Source organism: bacterium (genome assembly GCA_024228115.1).
Taxonomy (GTDB): Bacteria; Myxococcota_A; UBA9160; order UBA9160; family UBA6930.
Genome location: JAAETT010000136.1, coordinates 1 through 20,840, shown reverse-complemented (window position 1 = coordinate 20,840; position 20,840 = coordinate 1). Strand labels below are relative to the sequence as shown.

Below are 20,840 nucleotides of genomic sequence, written 5' to 3'. Positions count from 1 at the left end.
GTCGCAGGTTTTCGCGGATTCGGGAACGTCCTGGGCCGTGGCCTCGTTGCGATGCAACGCTGGCCGTGGCGGCACCCCCGGGAACGCTGAGACTGGCCCGATGCCCCCGCTGCCAGGCCACGTTCCCCCTTTCCAGGCGCCGCGATCGCTGCGCGTGCAAATGGAGAACATCGCCTGGGAGCGAGGGCGTCGGGCGAGTCTCGGCGTTCCCTGCGGTGCCTCCACGGCCAGCGTTGCATCCCAACGAGGCCACGGCCCAGGACGTTCCCGAATCCGCGAAAACCTGCGACAATCCGGGGCGGTCGAGCTTGTGCCTTCGAAATCAGGGGCTCGGCCACTCCAGCATCCGGAGCTTCCACTCCGGGTCCTCACTCACTTCTGGCGGCGGGAGGGCAGACGCGGGCGCCCAGGCACACGCCCCTGCGGACCCCAATCGCCGGTCGGACGGGCCACGGGAACGTCGGCGCTTCGCGCCGAGCCTCCACCTCCGGTCGAGCCGGGAGGGCGGTCGCCCTGGGTCAAGGACCTTTCGACCCGGAAGATCTGAATCGGAATCCGGAACGGCGGGCTGCGTCGCCCCCCGGCCAAATGATCAGATTTCTACGCTTCTGAGTGAGCGTCTACACACTCACGACGTCCATTGGAAGCTTGCCGGCGAACTCGGCAACGAAATCACATTCACCGCGATCTCTGAACCGCTCGATGTAGTGGATCGCGAGCTCCCGGATCCGCGGTTCCATCGCGCTGACCCGCCGCGGGGTGAAGCCCCGTGAAACCAGGGAGCGCAGCCCATCATGACGCGGGGGATCCATCCCGAGCATCGACAAGAAGGCCGTCGTGTCACCCGCCTCGTTCGCACCCTGCTCGAGCGCCACCCCACCTTTGTTCGAATACGTCCGCCAGTCCTTGAAGGCAGCCAGGACATCCGCGTAGCGGGCGAAGGCCCAGAAGCCGAGCGACGGGTTGTGGTAGACCGGCGCTTCTCTCCGCAAGGCCGCATACACCGGGTAGGGGTCCTCGTGGAAGGCGTAGTCGAAGGGGTTGAAGTCGACCACGCATGCAGGTTAGAACGCTTACCTTGCGCATGCAATGTAAACGCGACATGCTGACGTCGACCCTCTGCGAGGAACGAATCCATGACTGATTCAGAACGGCGTCAACGCGGTGCGGAAATGTTGAAAGAGGTGTACGCCGGCGATGTGGTCGTCCCCCCGCCGGGTATGGCCTTTGCCGACACGATGCTGGAGCAGCTGTTCGCGGAAATCTGGACCCGGGAGGAGCTGCCGATCCGGGACCGCCGCCTTCTCATCATGGGCATCATCGCCGAGAAGGGTGAGCCCATGACGTTCGGCATCCAGGCCAAGGCCGCCCTCAAGCGCGGTGAGCTCACCCCCGACCAGCTTCGTGAAACCCTGTTGATGATCGCCAACTACGCCGGATATCCCCGGGCAGCCGCACTCCTCGGCGTCATCGAGCAGACGATCGCAGCGGTGACCAAAGAGCAGGAAGCCGCGGGCTGACCGGCGCCTTTCCTGGGATAGAATCGGAGCATGCCGTCCATCGAAGAAGTCCAGGCCCAGCTCACCGGGCCCGGCGGTTATTTCGAGATCAGCGTCGAGGAGGTGCTCGGCGAAAAACTCCCGGTGTTCAAGAATCGCGCGCGCTCGCTTCGGGAGATGTTGCAGGGCTCCGAGCGACACGACGGCAAGGAGCACCTCGTCCTCGGAGCTCGGCGGATCCGCTTCGAAGAGCATCGCCAACTGGTCGCCAGCACCGCCCGGGCTCTTCACGAACGCCACGGCATTGGCAAGGGCGACCGGGTTGCCATCCTGGCCGCCAACTCACCGGAGTGGCTGGTCGCGTTTTGGGCGACGGTCAGCCTTGGCGGCATCGTCTCTGCGCTGAACGGCTGGTGGACAGCGGACGAGATCCGCTTCGGGGTGGAACTCAGCGAGCCCAAGCTGTTGATCGCCGACCAGCGCAGGATCGAGCGCATTGCTGGAGCCGACCTCGGAACGCCCATCCTCGAGATCGAGTCCGAGTTCGCTGAACTCGAGAAATATGCCCCCGATGTGGCGTTGCCGGATTCGCCGATCGCGGAGGATGATCCGGCGGTGATCCTCTTCACCAGTGGGACGACGGGCCGGCCGAAGGGCGCCGTCGCCTCCCACAGGGGGATCGTCGGCTTCACCAGTCAGCAAATCGCGCGTGGCGCCGTCATGGCCGTGGCTTCGGGCAACCTGCCTGGCCCGAATGCACCGCAGCATTGCGCCCTGGGCACCGCACCGCTCTTCCACATGTCGGGCTTGTACACCCTGGGTGTGATGAACATGGCGATCGGTGGGAAGCTGGTCTTCCGCAAGGGGCGCTTTGACGCCGGCGACGTCTTGCGGCTGATCGAGGAAGAGAAGATCACGCAATGGACGCCCTTCGGATCGATGCTGCATCGCGTGGTCGAGCACCCGGACATCGAGAAGCGGGACCTCAGCTCGATGCTGAACACCGGCTTTGGCGGTGGGCCGGCCAGCGAAGGCGTGCAGGCCAAGGCGCGCGCGGCCTTTCCATCTTCAGCGCAAAACCTCGGCACCGGCTACGGGTCGAGCGAGACCGTCGGCGTTGTCTCGCAGATCACCGCAGATGAATTCGAAGCCCACCCCACCTCCGTCGGCCGGACCACGCCCACCATGGAGGTCGAGATCCGCGACACCACCGGAAATGCGCTTCCGGAGCCGCAGGAAGGTGAGATCTTCGTGCGAAGCGCCTACACGATCCTCGAGTACTGGCGGAACCCGGAAGCGACGGCCAGAACGCTCTTCCCGGGCCGCTGGCTCGCCACCGGCGACATTGGTCGATTCGAGGAAGGGCGCCTCTACATCAACTCCCGCGCACGAGATCTGATTCTTCGTGCGGGTGAGAATGTGTATCCGGCCGAAATCGAACATCGCCTGGAAGACCATCCGGATGTCGACGAGGTTGCCGTGGTCGGTGTCGACCACGACGAACTCGGCCAGGAAGTGAAGGCCATTCTCGTGCCCGCTCCGGGCGCCGCGATCGACACGGACGCTCTTGCTCTCTGGTGTGGCGAAACCCTCGCCGCCTTCAAGATCCCCAGCCGCTGGGAGATCCGAAACGAAAAGCTCCCACGCAATGCAGTCGGCAAGGTGCTGAAGAACGTGCTGACCGGCGAGGCCGAGCTCCTGTTCGTCGAGGAATAGGCTTCCGAGCCCGGCGGCTCGGATTCGCCGATCTGCGTTGATTGACCTTGGACAGGGTATGAGTCGCCGAACGTTGGACGCCTTTCTCCAGGCTACTCCAACGCGCGACGGGGCTGGATGACCATCACCGGGATGGCTTCCCGCGTGCCGAGCGCCCAGACGACCTGCTCGGCCACATCCTCCGGTTCCATCGAGCGGCCAAAGAGCAGGCCCTTGTCGAGCCAATCGCGAACGTGGGCGGTTTCCTCGGGGTTCCAGCCTTTCCCGAACTCGGTGCCGTGGGTGTCGCCGACCTGCAATCGGATGAAGGAGATCTCCGGATGCTCACCCTGCCAGGCCTCGACCAGCCGGTTGAGGGCGGTCTTGGTCACGACGTAGAGCCCCATGCCCCGGCGGGGAATCGCGTCATCGACGGTGATCGACGACAGGAAAAGAGCCCGCCCACGCGTCTCCGCAAGATGGGGAATCGCCGCCCTCGTAATGAGGGACGCGCCGATCAGGTTCGTCTCGACGGATCGGGACCATGCGGAGGCGTCGGCGTCCGCAAGCAGAAGGGGCCTTGCCACTCCTGTGGCATAGACGATCGCATCCAATCCACCAAAGGCCTCGACGGTCTGCACCACGGCCGCCTCACAACTCGACGCCTCCCGAACATCGCAGGCCACGGCGATCGCGCCCCCGCCGGCTTCCTTTGCCCCTGCTTCCAGGGGCTCCATGCGCCGGGACGAGAACGCCACCCGCGCGCCCTCACGTGCCAGGCCAAGCGCAGAAGCCCGCCCCAGGCCAGAGGACGCGCCGACCACGAGCACACGCTTGTTCGTCAGATCCAATGCATCCTCCGCCCGTCATCGCCACCGCTCGACACAGGTCGACGAGGGTACCGCGAATCGATCCGGGTGGATGCGGCCCGACCTCTACACGCCGAGCGGTACCTCGAGCGGTCCGCGTAGCACCGGGTTGTCGCCCCAGGCCACCTCGCCTTCGAGAGAGAGATGGGTGTAGCGGGTCAACAACGCGTCGATCGCCATGCTGGCTTCGAGGCGAGCAAGCTGGGCTCCGAGGCAGAAGTGGAGCCCATGGCTGAAGGCCAGGTGCCTCGTGTCTTCTCGCTGCACATCGAGGCGATCCGGCTCCGGAAAACGGTCGGGATCGCGATTCGCTGCACCGAGAAGCAGGACGATCTGGTCGCCGCGTTTCATGTCAACGCCCGCGAAGCGCCGATCCCCGGTCACCATGCGTGACGTCAACTGCACCGGACTATCGAAACGCAGCAGCTCCTCGATCGCCCCCGGGATGCGATCGGGCTCCTTGCGGAGGATCTCCAGTTGTTCCGGATTGCGAAGCAATGCGACCATCGCGTTGGAGATCAGCTTCGTCGTCGTCTCGTTTCCTGCGACGAGAAGAAGCACCAGTGTCGTGAAGAGCTCCTGGTCGGACAGCCGATCCCCTGCCTCTTCCGCGGCGACGAGCTCGGCGAGGAGATCTCCACGCTCCTCATGGCGTCGCTCGACGATCTTCTCTGCGAAGTAGTCCCTCATCTCCTGCATCGCTTGCCAGGCCCGACGTTGATCCTCGAGGCTTTGTCCGCCCAACGTTCGGATTGCCTCGTCCGACCAATGATGGAATCGTTCCCGGTCGCTACTCGGCACGCCGAGCATCTCAGCGATCACGATCACTGGAAGCGGCGCGGCGAAATCCCGCACGAGTTGCAGCCTTCCTCCAGGTCGATGTTTCGCCAGGAGCTCGTCGATGAGCTCACTGATCCGCGGCCGCATCGCTTCGATCTTGCGCGGCGTGAATGCCTTGCTCACCAACCCTCGCAAACGAGTGTGATCCGGTGGATCGAGCCGCAACATGGAGGAGATCCCGGCTTCATACATGTCCGGCAGACCGGCGAGCAGGCGCCTGCGCGTGATGATTGGATAGCGGCGCATGTGGCGCTCGTCGGAGGAGAAGCTGCGATCCGAGAGCACCGCCACCACATCGTCGTAGCGCGAAAGCACCCAGCCATCCGCGGCGTAGGCTCGGTGAACCGGTGATTTCTCCCGAAGCTCCCTGTAGAACGGGTAGGGGTTCACGCGGAGGTCGGAGCGCATCGGATTGAAAGCGATGCCGCTCTCCACGCGTTCCCGGGTGAGGCCGACGATCCCGAAAGTCGCAGACCGCAGCGAAAGAAAACGATCCTCGAGGCGATGGTTCCAGCTCAACTCGGGCTCCATGGGCACGGCGTTCCGGCGGGCTGTCCCTACCGGGTAGCAAGGCGCGTGCCTGGCCAGCCACCAGCAGTAGAGTGATTCACAGTTCTTTGACACCCACCCTGCCGCCCCTTGCGGACGCTGCATGCCGGAAGCTGCAGGCCGAGCGCGTTGGCGGCCAGGCCCAGGCCGCGTATCGTGAGCCCATGCCGGAGCCTCTTCCAGGATGATCTTGGCATGACTTCCAGGACCCTCACCTGGATCTGGTTCGGCGCGATCTTCCTGCTCGTGCCGTGGCCCTGGATCGGATTGGGAACTTCCCTCGTCCCCGCTCTCCGCTACGGGATGCTCGCGGGCGCTGGGCTTGCGGTCGCAGCAGCAGAGGGTGCCCAGGGGCCCGCACCTCTCCTGATCGGGACGCTCTGCCTGGCATTCGTTCTCTTTACGTGCCTCTCGTGGTGGTTGGCGAGAACCATCGCAAGGCTTCTGGCCCGTTCGAAGCCGCGGGTTCAAATCGCGTTGACGCTCCTCTGCATTGCGGTCGCGCTCCTGGTCGCGTTGACCACCCAGCCGTATCGGACCCCCTATGGCCACGCCGAGCGCGGCGGACTGATCGAGATCCTCTCGTGAGGTGGATGGTCTTCGTTGCCATGCTGGCTCCGCTGGTTGCTCAAGCTAGCCCTGCTTTCGAACGCACGGAGGTTCGCGAAGCGTGCGAGGGCTTCGACCCGCTACGCCGCGCCTTCTACGGCGACACCCATGTCCACACGACCTTCTCCTTCGATGCCTGGGGACAGGGAACCCTCGCCGGGCCTCGCGAAGCGTATCGCTATGCGCGAGGTGAACGAATTGGCATCCAGCCCTACGCAAAGGACGGAACGCCCCGCGCACATGTCGAACTTCGCCGGCCCCTCGATTTCGCGGTCGTCACCGATCACAGCGACCTGATGGGGGAGACCCGCATCTGCCGTGATCCCGAGCTCCCAGGCCATGACTCGATCGTATGTCGCGTCGTACGGCGTTTCCCGATGCTTGGTTATGGGTTGGTGAACGGACACATCTATTCGAGCACGGAGCCCAGGCGATACCGGTTCTGCGGGCCCGATGCGGTCCACTGCCTCGAAGCTGGCCGGGGGCCCTGGAAGGAAATCCAAGCGGCAGCCGAGGCATATTACGATCGCAGCTCGAGTTGCGATTTCACGACCTTCGTCGGCTACGAGTGGACGGGGATGCCCGGAGGCGCCAACGCCCATCGAAACGTGATCTTTCGAAACGAGATTGCGCAGGCCTACCCGACCACCTACCTGGAGACGCCAACCGCCGAAGGCCTGTGGAAGAACCTCGTAGCCGAATGTCTCGACGGAAACGACCGCTGCGATGTCCTGGCGATCCCACACAACTCGAACGTGAGCGCAGGAACGATCTGGACGACCAGCCGCAGCAATGGCCAACCCATCGAAGCCTCCGACGCCGCAGCCCGCATGCGCCTCGAACGTCTGGTCGAGATCACCCAGCACAAGGGCGATTCGGAGTGTCGGGCCGGCGCAGAAGACGAACTCTGCGACTACGAGACCCTGGCGATGCGCGTCATGGCAGACATGGCGACACCCTGGAGAAAGCCCGATCTGCCTCCGATGCTGTACGCCAGGGAAGTCCTGACCGAAGGCCTCGCGCAGGGCGAGCGGCTCGGCATCAACCCGTTTGCATTCGGGATCATCGGCTCGACCGATACGCATTTCGCAACACCAGGGATGGTCGACGAAGACCAGCACCGCGGGCACGCCGCTGGCTCTGTGAGCGGACGGTTGGGGCCCCGCGCCATGCCCGATGTTCCGTTCTTCAATCCGGGGGGACTCGCCGTCGTCTATGCCGAGGAGAACTCCCGGGATGCGCTCTTCACGGCGATGCACCGACGCGAAACCTACGGCACGAGCGGGCCGCGCATCGGCGTTCGCTTCTTCGGCGGCTGGGATTACCCAGAGGAACTATGCGAAGCGCCCGATCGGATCGCTCGCGCCTACGCCGGCGGCGTCCCGATGGGTGGTGAGCTTTCCTCCGGGGGTGTCACCGGCCCCCCGCGATTCCTGCTCTCGGCGCTTCGCGATCCGGCACCGAGCGGCGCCCCGCGTACGCCCTTGCAACGCCTTCAGATCGTGAAGGGCTGGCTCGAAGGCGGCGAAGGCCACGAACGCGTGTACGAGGTAGGCGGCTCACCGGACAACCTTGCCGATGTCGAGCTTTCCACCTGCATTCAACGAGGGCCCGGCCACGACCAGCTGTGCAGCCTGTGGACCGACCCGGACTTCGACCCGGCGCAGCCTGCCTTCTACTACGCGCGGGTCGTGGAGAACCCGAGCTGCCGCTGGACCCAATATCATTGCAATCGCGCAGGCGTCGATTGCGCCGACCCCTCCACGATACCCGATGGGATGAGCGCTTGTTGCGACCCCGCGGTTCCAGCGACCATTCAAGAGCGCGCTTGGACGTCCCCGATCTGGATCGGACGTTGACCTAGCCGCCCTGCGTGGCGGCGAGGTCCCGCCGCATCGCACGATGCGGAATGCCAGCGTCGCCGAACTCGGGACCGTGAGCCGTGTAGCCCAATGCTTCGTAGAACGGGATGGCGCTCACCTGGGCATTCAATCGCATCCTCTGGGCACCGAGCCGGGACGCCTCGGCCTCCATCGCCCTCATCAGCGCACGCCCAACGCCTCCGCGGCGCCCCACCGCCTTCACCGCCACACGCTCCGCTTTTCCATCGCCATTCACGATCCGGAGACGCGCCGTGCCAAGGATCGTGTCGCCATCCATCGCCAGGAAATGCGTGCTCTTCCCGTCGAGGCCATCCTCCTCTATCTCGAGCGGCACCTTCTGCTCGTCGACGAAGACCTCCAGGCGAAGAGCCAGGCAATCCGCGAAGCGGTCCTGGCCTACGATCGAAACACGGAGCATGGCAAGAGACTATGTCAGAATCCCGCTCATGAACTTCCTCGGCCACGCGATCGTGGCGAGCCGCGAGCGGACGGAGCCGGCGTTCGTGCTCGGCTCCATGCTCCCGGATCTCGTCCACATGGCAGGGGTGCGGCTTGCGACCGTGCACCAGATAGACGTTGCCGCAGGCGTCGCGCTCCACCACACGACGGATGCCGTATTCCATGCAGCACCGACCTTCGTCTCCCTGGTCGTGAAGGCCACTCATTGGCTGGCGGACGCAGGCATGCGAAAGGGGCCAGCGCGAGGCGTAGCGCATATCGGCACGGAGTTGCTTCTCGACGGGGCCTGGGTACGTCGTCAGGGTGTGCCCGCAGCCTACGAGGAGGCTCTCCGCGAAGCGCCCCGGATCGAAGCCGATTGCGTCTTCCGCGGCCGCGAACGGCCTGCGAAGGCTGCGATCTTGTCGCGAACCTGCGCGCGCGTAGCCGATCTCGGGCTGGCCGAAGGCTATCGGGAGCCGAGCTTCGTCGCTGAACGTATCGTGCGCATCCTCAGCAGGCGCCCCCGGCTCGCCCTCGAGCCCGCAGAGATCGGAATCTTGCGAGACTGGGCAGAAGAGTTCGATGCACGGATCGAAAGCTCGAGCGCGCAGCTTTGGGATGAAGTGTGGAGCGGCCTCGAACCGGCAGCGTGGTACGCTGGAACCCGATGAAGATCGACGGCGGATTGATGGTACCGGCTCAGGAAGCGGCCGAAGCAGCGCGACACCTCGAAGCCCAGGGCTTCGACGCCGGTTGGAGCTTCGAAGGCCCCCACGACCCCTTCTTCCCCCTCGTGCTTGCGGGCCAGGCGACGGAACGGCTCGAACTGGGAACCGCCGTTGCCGTTGCGTTTGCGCGCAATCCGATGATCTGCGCGGGCATCGGCAACGACCTGCAGGTCCTGACACGGGGACGCTTCATCCTTGGCCTCGGCACCCAGATCCGCCCGCATATCGAGCGGCGTTTCAGCCAGACCTGGTCGAAGCCGGCGGCGCGGATGCGCGAGTTCGTCCAGGCGATCCAGGCCATCTGGCGTTGCTTTACCGACGGAGAGCGCCTCGATTTCCGCGGCGAGTTCTACACCCACAACCTGATGATCCCGGCTTTCAACCCGGGGCCGAACCCGTTCGGCATGCCGCGCATCTTCGTCGCCGGCGTCGGGCCCAAGATGGTGGAGGTTGTCGGCGAGGTTGCAGACGGGTTCTTCGTACATCCGTTCCACTCTCCGGCATTCCTGGCGAAGGAAACCCTACCGGCCCTCGATGCAGGGCTCGCCACCAGCGAGCGCGGGCGAAACGACCTCGAGATCTCGTGTCAGACCATCACCGCGATCGGAAGCAACGACGAAGAAATCGCCACCGCGCGCCAGAAAGCCAAGGGGCAGATTTCCTTCTATGGCTCGACGCCCGCCTACAAAGGCGTACTCGAGCACCATGGCTACGAAGGACTCCAGCCCGAGTTGAACCGGATGTCCAAGGAAGGCAAGTGGCTGGAGATGATCACGCGGATCGACGATGACCTCTTCGATGTATTGGCCGTGAGCGGAACCCCGGCAGAAGCCGGACGGCGGCTGCGCGCCCGCAATGGGGACTTCGCCGATCGCACCACGTTGATGCTCTACAACGAGACCGAGCCCGAAGCCCCAGCCGACCTGATTCGGGCAGCCAAGGAAGGCTGACACCACCGAACGTGTCTCTTCCGTCGTGCCTAACGGATCTTCGGATCCGTTCGTCCAGCCCTGGCACGATGGGTGAGCACCGCGGACCAGACGACACAGAGAAGGAGTCCTCCCGCCTCCCGAGGTGCCTCGTCGGTAGACGTTTTCATCTCGAAGGAAGTGAATGCCTCCTGTCGGCTATCCAGCAGGCTTGGCATCCAGACGAGGAACAAGACGATGAAGAGTCCGAGCGCCGCGGCGTTCGGCCAGAACGGGAGACGACCTGCAGCTCCCATCGCGGCGAGAACGAGAGCCAGGCCATAGATCCCCATCCAGAAGATCGGGTCGGGATCGTTCCACTGCACGGCAACCGAGAGCGCGAAGAGAACCGCCATCCCGGCAGAAGCTGCCCGGAGCCCTTGGGACAAACGATCAGGCCTTCGGCCGGCCGAAGGCTCCGCCCTCGCGCAAGCTTGCGAGCTTGCCGGCGTCATAGCCGAGAACGTCGGTCATCACCTCGTCCGTATGCTGACCCACCGTTGGAGCCCAACTGGGAATCGGAAGCTCCTCACCGGGGAATTTCACCGGGAAGGGCAGCATATCCGCACCATGCTCCTCATGCGGGTAGAGCGGGAAGCGATCCTTGAATTGGGGATCCTCGGCGATGGTTTTCGGCGTGTTCACCGGTGCGATCGGAAAATCCTTTTCGCCACCGAGGCGGATCCATTCGTCGGATGTCTTCGTCTTGAAGACATCGCGCAGGATGGCCTGGAGCTCCCGATTGCCGCGGGCGTGATCGGCAAACTTCGACCCGGGCCAACGCTCGAAGAGTTCCTTTCGTCCGATCGCGGCGCAGAAGTTCTTCCAGAATGCCTGCTCCGAGGCCATGAACAGGACGGAACCATCCGCCGATTCGTAGAGCTGATAACGCACGCCTTCTTTCATGCCGGCCGTTCCCGGCGCCCGGCGTACGTAGTCATCGGCCTTGTTGCCGGTCACCACATCCTCCGGCCGGTCGTAGGCCAGCCAGGATTCGATCCGGTACCAATCCATGTAGGCCGTGGAATCGGATTGTCCGATCTCGAGTTCGGAACCCTGGCCGGTCTCGCGGGCTCGTATGACGGCGGCGAGGATTCCCATCGCGCCGAACATCGGACCCGCGTGCATTCCGATCGAAGCGTGTTCCGGGATGTAACTGAAGCCCTCCTCGTCCTGCTCCGGCTTCACGACGCCACCCCAGGTATCGAAGGCGATTCCGTGAGCCGGAAGTTCCCGGTAGGGGCCCGTGGCGCCGTAACCCGAGAGATTGCAGAAGACGATCTTCGGATTGATCTTCTTCAGGTCTTCATAGCCGAGACCGCGCCGGCCCAGGGCTCCCGGGCGCATCGCCTCGATCACCACATCGGCTCCGCGCACCAGATCCTCGTAGATCGCGACACCCGAAGGCGTGCGGAGATCGAGCGTGATGCTCTTCTTGCCGCGGTGCACGTGCAGATGAAGTAGCGAGACGCCATCGATGATGGGCCAGGTCATGTCGCGGATGTAGTCACCGGAGGGCGCCTCGACCTTGATCACCTCGGCGCCGAGATCGGCCAGATGGGTCCCCATCGCGCCGGGCCCGAGCAGCGAACTCTCGATCACGCGCAGGCTACCGAGGGGCGGTGCGGGTTGTTTCATTGAAACTCCTTGTCGAGCGAGGAGATCGGCTGCCACAGATCGGCCCGCGAACTGCGCACGATTTCGTACGTCGCGGAGTGCTCCTCGGTGAGGTCGAGATCCATGGTCAGGCGTCCAGAGCAGGTTTCCAGTCGTCGCCTTTGCGTTTCCACGGATTGTCGTCGGCATCCCTGGGAAGAGCGACCCGAGCCTTGCAGCGCGTAGGCGTCTTCTCGCCCACCATCAACTCAATCGAGAGATCCACCCATCCACAGCCGAGGTCGTCCGTGCTGACAGCGTCGACCTTTCCACGGAAGATCATGGTGTCGCCGGGAAAGACGGAATCGCTCATACGGAACTGGATCTTCCCGAGCCGACCCTTGGGCCCGGTCCAATCCGTGATGTACCGCTCGAAATAGGCCGCATTGTGCGGCGTATTGATGAAGATGTGCCGGATTCCATTTCGCTCCTGGGCGAAATCCTTGTCGTGGTGCATGGGACGCCAGTCGCGGGCTGCAAGCGCACCAAGGACGACGGTCGACGGCGTGACATCGATCCGAAGCTCGGGAAGCTCGGTACCGACCGAGACCTGCTCCAGGGTGAGTTCGTTGATCTGCATGAATCAGTCCCTCTTGTAGCCGAAGCCGGTGTAGCTCTCGATTGCGCAAAGCTCACCGTTCTGATTCTCGATCTCCAACTCGAGCACCCAGAAACGGCCCGTCCCCAGCTTGGTCGTCTTGAGGTCACTGACCGAACGCAGGATCTGCACGGTCTTCAGACGATCCCCGATGCGAACCGGTTCGTGGAAGGTGATGGTGTTGTCGGTCATCACCGCCTCGGGGAGGCCTAGCGCCTCCTTCAGATCGAAGTGCAGCTGCATGGCGACGGCCTCCTCCGTGCGACCCGGCGACCAGTAGTGGGGGCGGAACCAGACGGAGATCATCGAAGGCGGTGCGATCGGGCCGCCCGTAATCTCGTTGGCGGTCTTCTCGTCCCAGAAGAGCGGGTTTCCGTTCCGTACCGAGGAACAGGACGTGAAGACGTAGCCCTGCTCGACGTCGAACTCGCCGTTTTCTTCGTACCTTCGCTCACCGATCCAGCTCTCGACCTCAGCCGGAAGATCCGACATCCGCGCCTCCATTCATGCAATCGCGCCGCGTTCCGACAACCCGTTGATCTCGTCTACCCCGAGGCCTGCCTCACGCAGGAGCGCCTCGGTATCGCTCTTCGAGGCGTCGCCGGCAGCGATCGGACCCTCGCCGCGAACCTGGCCCGCAAATACGGGTGCAAGCTGGGAGAACCTTCCCTCACTTGGATGTTCGGCCTCTGCAAAGGCGTGGCGGGCACGAAACTGTGGGTCGTGTACCAATTCGCGGATTTCGTAGACCGGCGAGAGGCATGTATTCGCCGACGCCAGCTGCGCTGCCCACTCATCGCGCGTCTGCCGGAGGAGGGCCGCGGAGAAATCCGCACGCATCTGCTCCTGATGGCTGTCGTCGTTCTGGTGAGAGAGCCATTGCTCACAGCCCAGGCCCTTGCACAGGTTGGCAAAAAACTGCGGCTCGATCGCGCCGACGGCAACCCATTTGCCGTCGGCGCACTCGTAGGTGTCGTAGTAGGCATAACGTCCCGTCAGTACATCGTGGCGCGGCCCGGGTTCGGCATCTGTCGCCAGGTGCTGGTCGATGTAGAGGGACATCAGCGTCAGCACGCCTTCGGCCACGGACACATCGAGGTACTCGCCCTCGCCTGTCTTCGTCCGGCGCAGAAGTGCGGCCATGATGGCCATGGCTGCCTGCATGCCGCCCGCGGTGCTATCGGCAATGGTCGCACCCGGGATGGGCGGTTTGCCTCCGGGGCCCGGTTCGGTGCAGGCGAGGTAACCGCCGACCGCCAGATAGTTGAGATCGTGACCCGCCCAGTTGGAAGCCGGGCCGTTCTGGCCGTAGCCACTGGTCGAGCAGTAGACGATGCGAGGATTCACTTTGCGCACATCCTCGAAACCGACCCCGAGCCGGTCGACGACCCCGGGACGGAAGCTCTCCAGGATCACGTCCGCTTTTGCCGCCAGGCGAAGGAATGCGGCCTTGGCGCCCTCGTCCTTCAGATCGAGGCGTACCTGACGAAAACCGCGATTCGCCGAATAGGCCCAGAACGCGGGCTGCGTCTGGAGGCCAGCCTTCTTGGGAGGCACGCCCACCTTCACCACCGTCGCCCCGTAATCGGCAAGGATCCGGGTGCATCGGGATCCAGGACCCACCGTGGAGAAATCCAGCACCTGGATGCCGTCGAGCGCGGGGAGCGTGGAAGACACGCTTGAAATATATACGATACGTTGCGTATTGGAAATGATCCCGTGGAAACCCCCAGGGGAAGTGATGTGCGCTGACACCTGAGCCCGGATGACCGCGTGATAGCCTGCGCTGCATGGCGGTGACTGCATGACGACGATTCGACGTGAAACCGGATTTCTCGAGCGCGACGGCGAGCGCATCTACTATGAGGATGCCGGTGAGGGCGATGCGGTCGTCCTCTCCCACGGGGCGGGCGGAAACCACGCCATCTGGTTCCAGCAGGTGCCGGTCTTTGCGCGCCATCGACGCGTGATCACCTGGGATCACCGGGGCTTCGGACGCTCGACGGCCCTCGGAGGTGCAGCGGCGCCGGCCGTCTCGGCGGACGACCTCTTCGCCCTGCTCGACCACCTGGGCATCGGTCGGGCCGATCTGGTCGGCCAATCGATGGGCGGCTGGACGTCGCTACTAGCCGCTCTCCAGGAGCCGGCTCGAGTGCGCCGCCTCGTGCTCGCAAATACACCGGGCGGAATCCAGACGCCGCAGCTCGACGCAGCCTGGAAGGAGTTGGGCGCGGGCAGCCTGGATGCGCCGGAGGCGTTGGGTCGTCACCCGGCACTCGCCGAGAGCCTGACCGAGCGCCGGCCCGAGCTGGCCTATCTCTATCAGATGCTGAGTCGCTTCGGCGAACCCGACCTCGGCAAGATGGCGCTCGACCTGATCACGACGAAGGTTGGACGGCCCCAACTCGCGGACCTCAGCTGCAGCGTGTTGTTCACCGCAGGTGACGAGGATGGCCTGTTCTCGCCGGAGTTGATCCGGGCGACGGCTGCACTCGTTCCGGGCGCCCGGGTCGAAGAATTCTCGGACACCGGCCACTCGCCCTACTTCGAGCGCCCGGAGGCATGGAACGAGATCGTGGGCGAATTCCTCGGGATTCCTTCGACGAGCTAGCGACACGCCTCGCACGGGGTTCGAGGGTATTTCCCCTGGGGGAATTTGACTGAAGTTCTTGCTTTAATGATGCCCAACACGAGACGATATGGGTGGACAACCCCTCAACTTTCTTGGGAGACCCCATGGAAACTCGTCACCAATTCATCGCCGGCGCCGCCATGCTCCTGTTCAGCGCCACCCTCCTTCTGCCCGCCATCGCGGACGCCCGCGGCTCGAGCCGTCGAAACTACGCGAAGGAGATGCGTAACGATCGCATCCGCAAGGACTACCAAAAAGAGCGCCGCGACCGCGAGGACCGGTATTACAAGGAGCGTGCCGAACGCCAGGAACGCTATTACGAGCACCGCGAGAAACAGACCGACAAGTACATCGCTCACTCGGACCGCGTCTGGGGCACCACCCCGGGAGGATCAGGTCCGGGCCCGGCGCCCGCCGGCGGCCCGTGCATGTATGGCGCGAACGATGAGGTCCTCCACCGCCCGGCGGGGGCGGTCTGCAAGGGAGACAAGCCTGCGCCGAGGCAGCAACCCACCGCGAAGCAAGCACCGGCAGCGCCCGCCAAGCAGACCAAGGGAACCTGCGTCTACGGCAAGAGCGGCAAGCTCATGTGGAGTTCGCCCGGCTCCGAGTGTTGACGATCTCCCGGCATGGCCGGGAGATCGCTAGCGCGGCGTCTCGTCCAGCTCCCGCGCACGAGCCGCGAGTGAGAGGAACTCCGCTCGCCGCCCGGACGGGTCTTCGCCGAGGGCGGAGCGGGCCGCCTGCCGAACGACCACCCAGGCGTCCGGACGGTCGTCGAGCCGATCATCGTGGCGCAGCAGCGTCCCGAACAGGGCCACGGAAGCGCCGTACCGAAAGTCCTCGGAGGCCTGTTCGAAGCCCATCGCTTCGCCGTCGACGAAGGTCTGCAGCAGCCGGCTCTCACCGCCGCCGGCCGGCTTGTAGCGCACCTTGATCGAGCACAGCTCGCTCCTCGCGGCACCTTCGGCTGGGCCCTTGCGAGCCTGGTATCGAAGCGGGGCGGGCTCTCCCGGAAGGCCTTCGCCAGCGGCCGGAACGATCTCGTAGAAGGCCGTCACGTTGTGCCCGGCACCGATCTCCCCCGCGTCCACTTCGTCATCGTCGAAGTCGCGGGTCGCCAGGCGGCGATTGTCGTAGCCGATCAGCCGATAGCCCGCGACGCGGAGCGGATTGAACTCCACCTGGAGCTTCACGTCCTTCGCGACGGTGACCAGTGTGCCCCCCGCTTCGTGCACCAGCACCTTTCTCGCCTCGTGGAGCGAATCCAGGTAGGCGTAGTTTCCATTGCCCCGGTCGGCCAACTCCTCCATGGTGGCGTCCTTCAAGTTCCCCCTCCCGACACCCAGCACCGTGAGGAAGACGCCGGACTCACGCTCCTCCTCGATGCGTCGGACGAGCTCCGAGCGGTTGGTGATGCCGATGTTGAAATCGCCGTCGGTCGCCAGGATCACCCGGTTCACGCCGTCTTCTCGAAACGCCTGCCGTGCCAGCGCATAGGCGCGAGCGATCCCCTCGCCACCATTGGTAGAGCCGCCGGCCTCTAGCCGCTCGAGGGCGGCGAGGATCTCCTGCTTGCGGTCCCCCGGCGTGGGCTTGAGCACGACTCCGCTCGCACCGGCATACACGACGACGGCCACGCGATCCTGGGGGCGAAGTCGCTCGACCAGCGTCGCCATCGCACGTTTGACGAGGGGAAGCTTGTCGGGCGGCTGCATCGAACCCGAGACGTCCAGCAGGAAGACGAGGTTGCGGGGGGGGAGTTCCTCCTCGGAGATCGCTGCGCTCCGAAGGCCGATCATCACCAGCTGGCGATCCGCCGACCAGGGTGCGGCAGCCCACTCCGTGGTGACGCCGAAAGGCGCGTCACCCTCGGGCGCCGCATGGTGGTAGGCAAAGTAGTTGACCAGCTCCTCGATTCGGACGGCTCCGGCCGGCGGAAGTCGATCCTCTCGAAGGAAGCGTCGGACATTCGCGTAGGAGGCCGTATCGACGTCGATGGAGAACGTGGAAAGCGGCGTGTCCAGGGGAGAGTGGAAGCCCTCGCTCCCCGCAGCGTCGTACTGCTCGGTGTTCCAGGCCGGCGCGGGCGGCGAGGCCGCATCCAGCACATAGCCGAGCGACCGGAGTTCTGAGGATGGGGCGCCGCGGCCCTTGGTCAGGCGTCCCACATCGATGTAGCGGCGGATACGCGCCCGCGAGATGTCGGAGTCGGTATGGCTCTCGGCCACCTCATCCACTTCGGCCGCCGGCGCCTCGTCCCCGAAGAGGGCGCAGCCTCCAACGAAGGCCAACGTGCCCAGCAAGCACACCCACGCTCCTACCAGTCCCCATCGGATTCCGTTGGCCATTCCGCAGCCCTCCTGTGCTTCCCCCACCCAGCAAGGACACCGGACCCGGCGCGTCGGTTTCCGATTCTGCTCGCTAGGCGCGCGAGCTGGCTCCGGCGCAGACACGATACGCTTCCGGCCAAGCACGGAACCCTGGTTCTCGGCATCGTGTGGTGGATCTGGGAGAAATCCCACCGCAAGAGCCATCCCATCTGACCCGGGCACCAGACGGCCGTCCCGCTTCCATCCATCCGGTATCCGCCAGTCAGCGAGCCGTCGTGATGTAACCGACCTGATCGTTCAGGTAGATGTATTCCGTCATGAAGCTCAGCTCGAGAAGGAGCAGCTCGACGACACCGACGGAACCCGCGTCGAGCCAACTCGGAGTGGAATCGATCGCGGATTCGTGATCAGTGCTCGGCTCTATTCGGCTCCGTTCCCGGTGGCGCAGCGGTGGTGGGTTCTTCGTCGCGCACGTACCCGAGTGCCCGCAAGCTCTCGAGGACATCGTCGTCCATCGACGCCTCTTCGGCCGCCCGCTCCGAGGAACCTGCGGCGTCGCCGAGAGCAGAGCGCAGTCGATCGAGGGCGTCGGGGTCAACGTCATCGGAATCGAGTGTCTCGGTCTCATCGGGATCTTGGAGAAGGTCGTAGATCTCCTCTCGAACGACGTCTCCATCCTGCGTGGTGGAACGGATCAGTTTGAATCGCGGTCCAACGGCCGCTGCCAGTTCGACCTTGTAGGGCTCGAGCGTCTTCTGGCTCGCGCTCGCTGGAAAGATGTCGAGCGAGATCCGCGGATACTCGAGAGATGACGCCACGACGCGATCCGATGGGATCGTGCCTCGAAGGTCGATGCCCTGCGCGTTCTCAGGAAGATCGAGTCCGGCGGCTGCAAGTACGGTTGCGTGGATGTCCGTGATATGAACGAGCCGCTCTTCGACGGCGCCCGCTTCGAAGCCCGGCCCGCGCGCGACGAGGACGATGCGGATATTGCTGTCGTAGAGATTGAAGATATGCGTGAAATGACCGTGGTCGCCGAGATTCTCACCGTGGTCGGAGAGGATGAAGACATACGATTCGTTCTCGTCGTCCGCACGGTCGATCGCTGCATCGATCGCCGCGACGAGTGCGCGGGAAAGATCGTCCGTCATTCGCAGGGAGCCCTCGTACATCCGCGCCAGCGCATCCCACTCGACCTCCGTGAGTGGCTGCGCACGCCCGTAGTGTCGATAGATGACGAGTCTCGCGACCGAGTCGGGATAGAAGCGCTGGATCGTCTTCCAGCGAATGCCGCGAGTTGGAATGAAATGTCGAGCGGCTTCCCAGCTTGGCAGATAGGGGAGATGGGGCTCGACGAGGTTGACAAAGAGGAAGAGCGGGCGTTCGGAATCGCGCTCGTTGTTGAGCCAGGTTCGGACCTGCTTCACGACGTAGTGATCTTCGGCAGGTGGCGCGGCGCCGGAGAAATCCTGCGCAAGTCGTTTTGTGTGTTCGGCGTAGATGCCCCTGTTCAGGTCTTCGAAGTGTTCGAAGCCTCGCGCGAGCCCGCCGTGGTCCGTAATCCAGATATTGCCGCTGAAGCCCGCAGTCTGATAACCGGCGTCCGCGAGCTGTTCGGCCAATAGTGGGAGTGCGCCCGAGACCTTCGAGAAGGTCTGATTCCCTTTGTGGATCTTGGGAGATACGCCCGTGAAAAGCGATCCGTGCGACGGCAGCGTCCAACTCGAGGAGGAATAGGCCCGATCGAATCGCGTAGATTCAGCACCGAAGCGCTCGAGGAACGGAGATGTGGGTTTCGGATACCCGTAGAGGGAGAGCCGGTCGGCTCGTGCCGTGTCGAGGACGATCATCGCAATGTTCGGCGGGTTGGATCGTACGTCCTGGCAGCCGGTCGTTCCGAGTGGCACGAGGAGAGCCGCAACCGCGGCGAGGATGCGGATACGACCGCGATGGATGTCACGCCCGTGGGTGGCGTCGAGCGCTCTCACCAATGGTCTCCTGTCGTGCCCGCGGGCCTCTGCTGACGACGAATCCGCGGATCCATCGCGCGCGGGACGTCCGGATGTAGAACGGCCAGCTCTTGACGAAGCTTGTCCCGAACTCCGCCATTGTGCCGAATGAATCGGTCGACCCAGTATGCCAACGGATGCTGCACTTGGCACGTGGCGAGACCGCCTAGCGTGGGTCGATCCCGAAACGTCGACCTCGCGTCGTCGAACGTGCCCGCGCGCAAGCTCAGGATTCCGACCGGCGGCTACTGGCCATGGGCGACCTGGTAACCGAAGTCCCCGCAGAACCATCCGTTGCGTTCATTGCACGAATCGGACTGCCATCTGACAATTCGGCCAGCGTGTAGACGACACCGCCGATCGTGAGATCGAGAGAGACGATCGTGGTGAGAGGGCTGGTGATCGAAGCCACCGCATAGACGACAGTGCCGCCCCCTGAAGGGGTTGGCCTCATAGCAGGTTCAGTCGACCGATTCCCTGGTCCCCGGCCTCTTGATGCGGGCTGTATTCCCGGGTCGTCTTCTCGTGTCGTTTCACGGTCGAAACGGAGTACCCACGAGCCCAGAAGTACCCTCATCCTCTTCTGAGTCGGTGGACGTGTCCTAACCGGCTTCGCTCATCGCGTAGCGGGCGCGAAGCCAAGCGGGCGGAAAGAAGCCGACCCACACGGCGACCAGGCAAGGCAGATAGTGGAGCCCCCGTGCGACCGTCAGACCGGCTGCCAAAGCCACGTCCCCCTCTGCCTCGGCCCAGGCGATCCCATTCGCAAGCAGGCACACCACGACCAGGGAGCTCGTGCAGATCGTCCACAGCAGAAACACCAGCGCGTTGAAGGGTTCGGCGAGCCCGAACGCAACACGCCGCCTCGCGTTCAACCATTCGCGACAGGCTTCCACAGCCGACCAGGCAAGGGGCAGCGCGTACGAATACTGCGCCGCCCACGCGCTCGCGAGGCCAGCGTGGTAGACGGGCAGATCGGTCTGGGCCTTCAACTCCCAGGCGAACGTCGCGATCAGGCCTGCGGCACTCCCCATTGCGGCCACCAGCCCCAACGTTTCATCGGGCCGAAACGCTCGCCAGACGAAGCAGGCGAGCAGGACGAAGCCGCCCCTCAACAGGCTCTCGCCGGCAATGAACAGCCCCCTCCCGAGCGCCGCGCTTTCGACCGCGGTCGCGATCGGAAAGACGAGCATCCCGCCGGAACTCAGAGCGATCGCCCACGCAGCGAGAATGTGCGCTCCCCCGTCTGGCGCGGCGCGGCGATTGCGGATCGCGTGAATGCCAGCCATGAGGCCGGCAACGCAGAAAACGACCCTTCCGGCAGTGAGGAAATAGGGTGCGATAACTTCCATATCGGTGGACCGTGGGAGACCGGGATCCCCAGCGACCCCTTAGCAGGGTGCTGAAATTTGGTGCCGGTTGGCGCCAGAAAGGCCGAAAGCGGGGGTTTCGATGGCGCTCTGTGCTTGGCTTCCGGTTTCCTCTGCCAAGGATCCCAAGATCGCTTGCTGAGTAGCAAGGGAGTCACGTC

20 protein-coding genes are annotated in these 20,840 nt (G+C 64.3%); 8 read left to right on the top strand and 12 right to left on the bottom strand.

Features of this window, described 5'->3' with window-relative positions; genetic code table 11:
* Positions 1 to 620: 620 nt before the first annotated feature.
* Positions 621 to 1,055, bottom strand: coding sequence for a cytochrome P450 (locus tag GY937_06905; GenBank protein ID MCP5056443.1), 435 nt, complete (start codon positions 1,053 to 1,055; stop codon positions 621 to 623).
* Between the two features lie 81 nt (positions 1,056 to 1,136).
* On the opposite strand from GY937_06905, the gene GY937_06900 reads away from it, so the two are divergent.
* Positions 1,137 to 1,520, top strand: coding sequence for a carboxymuconolactone decarboxylase family protein (locus tag GY937_06900; protein ID MCP5056442.1), 384 nt, complete (start codon positions 1,137 to 1,139; stop codon positions 1,518 to 1,520).
* 30 nt (positions 1,521 to 1,550) lie between these two features.
* On the top strand, positions 1,551 to 3,215 hold the full coding sequence (locus tag GY937_06895) for an acyl--CoA ligase (GenBank protein MCP5056441.1): 1,665 nt from the start codon (positions 1,551 to 1,553) through the stop codon (positions 3,213 to 3,215).
* A 92-nt stretch (positions 3,216 to 3,307) separates the two neighbouring features.
* Here GY937_06895 and GY937_06890 read toward each other — a convergent pair whose 3' ends face one another.
* Complete coding sequence (locus GY937_06890; GenBank protein ID MCP5056440.1) at positions 3,308 to 4,045, bottom strand: SDR family oxidoreductase; 738 nt, start codon at positions 4,043 to 4,045, stop codon at positions 3,308 to 3,310.
* An 84-nt stretch (positions 4,046 to 4,129) separates the two neighbouring features.
* Positions 4,130 to 5,422 (bottom strand): cytochrome P450, encoded by a 1,293-nt coding sequence (locus GY937_06885; protein ID MCP5056439.1) that lies wholly within the window; start codon positions 5,420 to 5,422, stop codon positions 4,130 to 4,132.
* A gap of 225 nt (positions 5,423 to 5,647) precedes the next feature.
* On the opposite strand from GY937_06885, the gene GY937_06880 reads away from it, so the two are divergent.
* Entirely contained in the window at positions 5,648 to 6,040 is a 393-nt protein-coding gene (locus GY937_06880; protein MCP5056438.1) for a hypothetical protein, read from the top strand.
* Positions 6,037 to 7,920: a DUF3604 domain-containing protein gene (locus GY937_06875; protein MCP5056437.1), complete on the top strand. Its 1,884-nt coding sequence runs from the start codon at positions 6,037 to 6,039 to the stop codon at positions 7,918 to 7,920. The genes GY937_06880 and GY937_06875 overlap by 4 nt, the downstream gene beginning before the upstream one ends.
* Before the next feature lies 1 nt (position 7,921).
* Here GY937_06875 and GY937_06870 read toward each other — a convergent pair whose 3' ends face one another.
* Positions 7,922 to 8,362, bottom strand: a complete 441-nt coding sequence (locus GY937_06870; protein ID MCP5056436.1) for a GNAT family N-acetyltransferase — start codon at positions 8,360 to 8,362, stop codon at positions 7,922 to 7,924.
* A gap of 28 nt (positions 8,363 to 8,390) precedes the next feature.
* Here GY937_06870 and GY937_06865 point away from each other — a divergent pair, with 28 nt between their 5' ends.
* Positions 8,391 to 9,056, top strand: a complete 666-nt coding sequence (locus tag GY937_06865; GenBank protein ID MCP5056435.1) for a hypothetical protein — start codon at positions 8,391 to 8,393, stop codon at positions 9,054 to 9,056.
* A complete protein-coding gene (locus tag GY937_06860) occupies positions 9,053 to 10,063 on the top strand; it encodes a TIGR03617 family F420-dependent LLM class oxidoreductase (GenBank protein ID MCP5056434.1) in 1,011 nt (336 codons plus the stop codon). The genes GY937_06865 and GY937_06860 overlap by 4 nt, the downstream gene beginning before the upstream one ends.
* A 29-nt stretch (positions 10,064 to 10,092) precedes the next feature.
* Here GY937_06860 and GY937_06855 read toward each other — a convergent pair whose 3' ends face one another.
* From GY937_06855 to GY937_06835, 5 genes are all read right to left on the bottom strand, one after another.
* Positions 10,093 to 10,437 carry a hypothetical protein gene (locus GY937_06855; protein MCP5056433.1) on the bottom strand — a complete coding sequence of 115 codons (345 nt, stop codon included), beginning with the start codon at positions 10,435 to 10,437 and terminating at the stop codon, positions 10,093 to 10,095.
* Positions 10,438 to 10,474: 37 nt separating this feature from the next.
* A complete protein-coding gene (locus GY937_06850) occupies positions 10,475 to 11,719 on the bottom strand; it encodes a CoA transferase (GenBank protein MCP5056432.1) in 1,245 nt (414 codons plus the stop codon).
* A gap of 106 nt (positions 11,720 to 11,825) precedes the next feature.
* Entirely contained in the window at positions 11,826 to 12,317 is a 492-nt protein-coding gene (locus tag GY937_06845) for a hypothetical protein (GenBank protein ID MCP5056431.1), read from the bottom strand.
* Positions 12,318 to 12,320: 3 nt separating this feature from the next.
* Positions 12,321 to 12,839, bottom strand: a complete 519-nt coding sequence (locus GY937_06840; protein ID MCP5056430.1) for a MaoC family dehydratase — start codon at positions 12,837 to 12,839, stop codon at positions 12,321 to 12,323.
* A complete protein-coding gene (locus GY937_06835; protein ID MCP5056429.1) occupies positions 12,840 to 14,141 on the bottom strand; it encodes a CoA transferase in 1,302 nt (433 codons plus the stop codon).
* Between GY937_06835 and GY937_06830 the strand changes: the two genes are divergently transcribed.
* Both GY937_06830 and GY937_06825 read left to right on the top strand, forming a co-directional pair.
* Positions 14,140 to 14,946, top strand: coding sequence for an alpha/beta fold hydrolase (locus GY937_06830; protein ID MCP5056428.1), 807 nt, complete (start codon positions 14,140 to 14,142; stop codon positions 14,944 to 14,946). The genes GY937_06835 and GY937_06830 overlap by 2 nt on opposite strands.
* Before the next feature lie 125 nt (positions 14,947 to 15,071).
* Positions 15,072 to 15,584 (top strand): hypothetical protein, encoded by a 513-nt coding sequence (locus tag GY937_06825; GenBank protein MCP5056427.1) that lies wholly within the window; start codon positions 15,072 to 15,074, stop codon positions 15,582 to 15,584.
* Between the two features lie 27 nt (positions 15,585 to 15,611).
* Here GY937_06825 and GY937_06820 read toward each other — a convergent pair whose 3' ends face one another.
* The 3 genes from GY937_06820 to GY937_06810 all read right to left on the bottom strand — a co-directional run bounded on the left by GY937_06820 (position 15,612) and on the right by GY937_06810 (position 20,661).
* Entirely contained in the window at positions 15,612 to 17,318 is a 1,707-nt protein-coding gene (locus GY937_06820; GenBank protein ID MCP5056426.1) for a VWA domain-containing protein, read from the bottom strand.
* Between the two features lie 389 nt (positions 17,319 to 17,707).
* The gene (locus tag GY937_06815) at positions 17,708 to 19,288 is read right to left on the bottom strand and encodes a sulfatase (protein MCP5056425.1); all 1,581 of its coding nucleotides are present in this window, start codon (positions 19,286 to 19,288) and stop codon (positions 17,708 to 17,710) included.
* A gap of 623 nt (positions 19,289 to 19,911) precedes the next feature.
* Positions 19,912 to 20,661, bottom strand: coding sequence for a hypothetical protein (locus GY937_06810; protein MCP5056424.1), 750 nt, complete (start codon positions 20,659 to 20,661; stop codon positions 19,912 to 19,914).
* Between the last annotated feature and the right edge of the window lie 179 nt (positions 20,662 to 20,840).